At 39.8% G+C, this 4,249-nt stretch carries 5 protein-coding genes; all 5 read left to right on the plus strand.

The window, feature by feature from the left end:
- Positions 1-111 (plus strand): cold-shock protein (locus tag ACYVLS_RS09350; RefSeq protein WP_460323676.1); only part of this gene is annotated, 111 nt, incomplete at its 5' end.
- Between the two features lie 188 nt (positions 112-299).
- A complete protein-coding gene (locus ACYVLS_RS09355) occupies positions 300-1,184 on the plus strand; it encodes a VOC family protein (RefSeq protein WP_460323866.1) in 885 nt (294 codons plus the stop codon).
- Between the two features lie 175 nt (positions 1,185-1,359).
- Positions 1,360-1,665, plus strand: coding sequence for a GNAT family N-acetyltransferase (locus ACYVLS_RS09360; protein ID WP_460323868.1), 306 nt, complete (start codon positions 1,360-1,362; stop codon positions 1,663-1,665).
- 292 nt (positions 1,666-1,957) lie between these two features.
- Positions 1,958-3,313, plus strand: coding sequence for a YjiH family protein (locus ACYVLS_RS09365; protein ID WP_460323870.1), 1,356 nt, complete (start codon positions 1,958-1,960; stop codon positions 3,311-3,313).
- Positions 3,314-3,471: 158 nt separating this feature from the next.
- The gene (locus ACYVLS_RS09370) at positions 3,472-4,089 is read left to right on the plus strand and encodes an alpha/beta fold hydrolase (RefSeq protein ID WP_460323872.1); all 618 of its coding nucleotides are present in this window, start codon (positions 3,472-3,474) and stop codon (positions 4,087-4,089) included.
- Positions 4,090-4,249: the final 160 nt, after the last annotated feature.

The following is a 4,249-nucleotide window of genomic DNA, read 5'->3' on the forward strand; positions in this document are numbered from 1 at the left end:
TCAGCAATCCAAGAAGAAGGATTCAAATCTTTAGACGAAGGCCAAGCAGTTAACTTTGACACTGAAGAAGGCGCACGCGGACTTCAAGCAGCAAACGTAACTAAGGCTTAATTAACTTAAACCTAAATGATAAAGACAGAATCGAGCGTAACCTCTCGTTTCTGTCTTTTTTGTTTATGCTGTTTTTTCGAAGTTTTAAAGCTACTAAAATAACGAGTCGTGGTAAACTGTGTAAAAGAATGTCAAAGGATCCGTTCACAGTCGTTCTGTTTATGATAAGTGATGAAAGGAAGGTCACTATGAAAAATATTGTTCCAAATTTCTGGTTTGATAAAGAAGCTGAAGAAGCAGTTGATTTTTATTTGAGCTTATTCGAACATTCCAGGGTTACAAGTAAACAAGTTCTTGAAGGCACTCCATCTGGCACGACAACCGTAATCAATTTCGAACTAGATAATCAACCATTTACAGCGTTTAATGCTGGACCTCTTTTTGAATTTAATTCATCCATATCGCTAATGGTGCTTTGTTCAACAAAAAAAGAGGTGACTGCATTATGGCAATCTCTGGTACAGGGGGGCGAAATACTCATGAAACTAGATGCCTATCCCTTTAGCGACTACTACGGATGGCTACAAGATCGTTATGGATTGAACTGGCAAATTATTTATACAGAAGCGCCCATTGCACAGAAAATTATTCCTCATCTGCTTTTTTCAAATGGTCAAGCAGGCCAGGCTGAAGATGCAATAAAATATTATACGGAACTTTTTCCTCAATCAGCAGTTAATGTACTGCAATATTATGAATCAGGAAGTAGTGAAAACACTAAAGCAAAAGTAATGTTCTCTCAGTTCGAATTGGCGGGCATGCAGTTTATTGCTATGGATAATCCCATGAAGGAAGATTTCACCTTCAACGAAGCTATCTCGTTAATGGTTGTCTGTGAGAATCAGGATGAAATCGATTATTATTGGGAGAAACTTTCAGCTGTACCTGAAGCTGAACAATGTGGGTGGCTCAAAGACGCATATGGCGTATCCTGGCAGATTGTTCATGAGAATATGGATGGACTGTTATCTAGTGGGTCACAAAGACAAATTAACAACGTTACTCAAGCTTTTCTCAATATGAAAAAGCTGGATAGTAAAGAACTTCAAAGAGTATGGCAGGAAGCTGAATGAGAGGATTGTTTGGGAAAGGAGTAGCAAGTATGCAAGTTGTTTCTGTAAGAGAATAACCAGTATTAACTAAGCAAATCATCGATTACTTTCAGGATAAATGGGCAACTCCAGATAGCAGCAAAGTATACGAGGACTGTATTAATAATAGTATTTCTACGACAAGCCCCCTCCCTCATTGGTACGTATTAATGGAGGAGAAAAAATTATCGGCTGTGCAGGTTTAATTACGAATGATTTTATTAGTCGTATGGATCTCTACCCGTGGTTGTGTGCTGTCTATATTGAACCTGAGTACAGAGGCCACCACTATTTCAAACGATTGTTAGATAAGGCTGTTGAAGACACCAGAGTAGGTGGTTTTAATTATTTATATGTGAGTACAGATTTAGAGGGTTACTACGAACAATATGGCTTTACCTTTTTAGACGTCGGTTACCATCCTTGGGGAGAGTCTTCACGAATATATTTTTTGACAATCTAATTTATTTTATACTGCACTACGTATCCCATGTTGGAAGGGGGTACGTATTAGGTTGGAGCACCTCATCCCATTAATGTATCAGTTGGAGTTGTCCCGCTAACATCATGTTGCCTCATCCAATTAGTGTCCCAGTTATAGAAAGTCAAAGCACATATCAAATGTATGATTAATAGTGAAAAAATCATATTTATACATTGAAAAGCCTGCATGTTTTCTGGTTAGCGACAAAATAATTGTGTCTATCAATAAAATATGGTATTCTGACAGGCGACACAATTGGAGGGTATTATACATGATTAATAAATTTAAGTTTATATTCCTGTCGTTAATTGGTTTCGTCTTTTTTCTCGTGCCATTTACGATAGGCGGAGAAAGCCGTATTATGATTTCACACATCATATACTTAGTAACAGATAATATACTGGATGGTTTCATTACCTTCACAGCAATCAGTGCCTGGATAGTACTGGTAGGAACAATCGTTTTTCTGTTTTACGAGTCCAGCAGCAAATTTCTGAACCGGATTTTTAAAGCGTCACCTATCAATGTTGCGCTCAGAATACTAGGTTCCTTCTTATACTTGATGGTTATCTACAACTGGTTTGAAGGAAACACCTGGGCAGATATGATTCTTGATCCGGACACAGGTGGCTTGATGGCTGGCGGAACGGGCCTGCTGACTACACTGTACATTACGTTCTTCGTTGGTATTTTGGCACTGCCTCTGCTGACGCATTTTGGTATTGTCGAGTTTATCGGCATATTGATGGGACCAATGGTTGAAAAAGTATTTCGCGTACCCGGTTACTCGATGATTGACGCGATTGCTTCTTTTGTCGGAGACGGCACAATCGGAATAGTAGTGACCGACAGACAGTATCAGCGAGGTTACTATAACCAGAGGGAAGCCTACATCATTTCAACCAGTTTTTCCATAGTCGGTATTGCTTTTGCCGCTGCGGTAGCTGAAGAATTAGGATTCAGTGGTATTTTCCCTGTATTCTATGGATCAATTGTTATTGTCACTCTTATATTGGCCTTTATTACCGCACGACTGCCATTGAAGAAATTTGACACAACATATTACGAAGACAAGAAGCCTAAGTCTATGGATACACCTGAAGATGAAACAGTGATTGAGTATGCCTATGAATCAGCTGTTGAACAGGCTGAACAGACATCGGTAAAAGGAGCGTTTGTGGAAGCTCTGAAGAATGTCGTGAATATCTACGTCGGTTTTCTGCCAATTATCATGGCAGTCGGCACAGTGTCATTGATTATAGCGGAGTACACAGCCTTTTTCGATATTATCAGTGCACCGCTTGTACCTGTCTACGACTTCTTAGGCTACAGCAGTGAAATTGCAGCAGAAATGGCTCCTGCCTCTCTTGCCGGCTTCGCTGATATGTACCTCCCGGCGCTATTCATCAGTGGTGCTGAATCAGAATCAGCCCGTTTCTTTATAGGTGTCCTGGCATTTACGCAATTAGTATTCATGTCAGAAACCGGTATGATTCTGGTCAAGACAAAAATTGGCTTGAATTTCTGGGATGTCATTAAAGTATTTCTTTTCAGAACGGTATTATCCATTCCAATTCTTATTGTACTGGTAAATATTCTAGCTTCAATGGGCGTTATCGCACATTAATTAGTCAGAGCACTCCCTGTCAGATAAAGACAGAGAGTGCTCTTTTTATATGAAAAAAGAATGATTAAATAACAGCTGGCGTAATGGTAAATGCTTAGTGGGAATAAATAGTTTGCGCTATACTTACCATATACTGACTACTTGAAAGAGGGATGGTTATGAGAAAAAAACTCTTGGGTGCAGTTGCTGCCAGTTGGCTCCTTTTTGCGGCCAGAAACAATTATGCTGCTTTTATAAAAAGAAGAGAAAAAGTTAAATCCACATTCAAGACTGTTAACACACCATACGGAGACATTGCTTATCTGGATATTGGGGACAAGAGTAAGCCGGTTATTCTTTTCTCCGGAGGGGGAGGGGCAGGCATAGACTTGATTTATGCCTTTGACTGGCTACTTGAAAATGAGTACCGCGTCATTTCGATTAATCGGCCAGGCTATTATGGCTTGAAAATCAAGGAAGACGATTCCATCAGGCAGCATGCAGACATTTACCATGAAGTCATTAAAGCTCTTGATATAGAAGAGGTTTCGGTATTCGGCTTATCGATGGGCGGTTTATCGGCTCTTTATTATGCAGAGTCTTATCCCGTCACTTCTTTAGTCCTTTGGAGTGCAGTAACTGGACCCTATCAGCCGAATAAGGAAGCAACCGATTCAGCTGCAGGAAAACTGATGATGACAGATAATGGCAAAGATATTCTTTCCTGGCTGATGTTTAAAACCGCTCATGACTACCCCTCCTCGTATAATAAGTTTGTAGTTAAGAATTGTTCTTAACTTAGTTGATTGATTAACTGTTTGAAAGAATGGAGCGGGGCTGGGAAAAAACTCCCCTAAAATGAATACATCCCTCGACCGATTTTGAAAAAAAATGGTCGAGGGATGTTTCTTTTTTAAAGACAAAATGAGCCCCACCGGCTATAATTGAAGTACCAAC

The sequence above is a fragment of the Alkalibacterium psychrotolerans genome (assembly GCF_054784355.1).